The sequence below is a fragment of the Oleiphilus sp. HI0117 genome (assembly GCF_001635235.1).
The window spans coordinates 1-1,092 of record NZ_LWGA01001144.1; the positions used below are offsets into that span (position 1 = coordinate 1).

General features: G+C 37.7%; 1 protein-coding gene. It reads right to left on the reverse strand.

All coding sequences use genetic code 11. The features are described from left to right. Positions 1–357: 357 nt before the first annotated feature. Positions 358–978 carry a hypothetical protein gene (locus tag A3757_RS20420; RefSeq protein WP_068740194.1) on the reverse strand — a complete coding sequence of 207 codons (621 nt, stop codon included), beginning with the start codon at positions 976–978 and terminating at the stop codon, positions 358–360. Between the last annotated feature and the right edge of the window lie 114 nt (positions 979–1,092).

A 1,092-nucleotide genomic window follows, 5' to 3' on the forward strand; every position in this document is an offset into this window, starting at 1 on the left:
ACTTAATTAGAATTCTTATCTAGTTTTGGATATCAACAAAATGGGGAAGATTATGAGGAGAGCAAATCCCTATAAGTTTATTTTCAACTTCCCTTTTTCATCAAACGCCAGTACAAACCGACTAAACAACACTAAGCCGTCATCACAAATGAATGCGATCACTAATAGTGATTACCAAACCTATAGCAAAGTCTCTCCCGAGAGAGCAAAGCAAGTTCAGCATTGCTAACCTTATCGGATTCCATTGGAATTTTCTATCAAAAACATAAGGTTGATTGATTACACGCATTTTTTGTATGGCTTTAAATACTCAAGTTTAGAAATCTAAATTTCCTAGATTTCTAGAAACTCATTGGCTCACCTAATGTACCGTTCGCACCATCCCCCGTAGCTAAAATTCAGTGGATTACTAAGCACCTCAGGGCTACACGTTACTCTTTCAGCACTTCTTCTAACCAACCTCTTCCACCAAGCAATACGCGGTAGACTATAATTCTCTCGAGCTCTCACTTCGGACATAAATCCGCTCACATCCTGCATATCTACTAACTTCCCATTTTCAAAAGTTAGCTCATAGCAGTGTTCAAAATTCCAATCGAGATTAAAACCTCTAGCTCCGCACTCATTCATCAAGAAACCTCTTGCAGCGAGTAATCCACCTGAATAAGGTACCGCCAAATTAACCTCGTCATAAATATGAGTAAATAATGGAAGCTCCGCCCGACTTCCTAGAGGATTAACACCATTCAAAGTAGGAGATTTGTCTATAGGTAAATCCAAATTAATACTTAAAGAATTAAGCATTAATATCTCGTCAACAATCCCAAAACAACAGTGAAAGCCGGACCAAGAGCAAGTAGAAGTTGTAACGGGTTTCAAATGATAATTTTCAGGATTAAATACCGGAAATTGAGACGAACTTGTTATCGTGAAAAGCTCCTCATCAATCTCAATTGAGTTTTGAATTTGTACAGTCATACGTCTCATCCTTTGAGGGTTGTGCTTTTATGTTTATCACTTTAACCTTTAAAGCGACAATCATTGTCGCCAATATTTTTTGATGAGAAAAAACACTCAGTACAAGCCCAAGCT

Excerpts from the sequence above, each read along its gene's own strand:
- A3757_RS20420 (WP_068740194.1), bottom strand. The coding sequence starts at position 978 with ATGACTGTACAAATTCAAAACTCAATTGAGATTGATGAGGAGCTTTTC.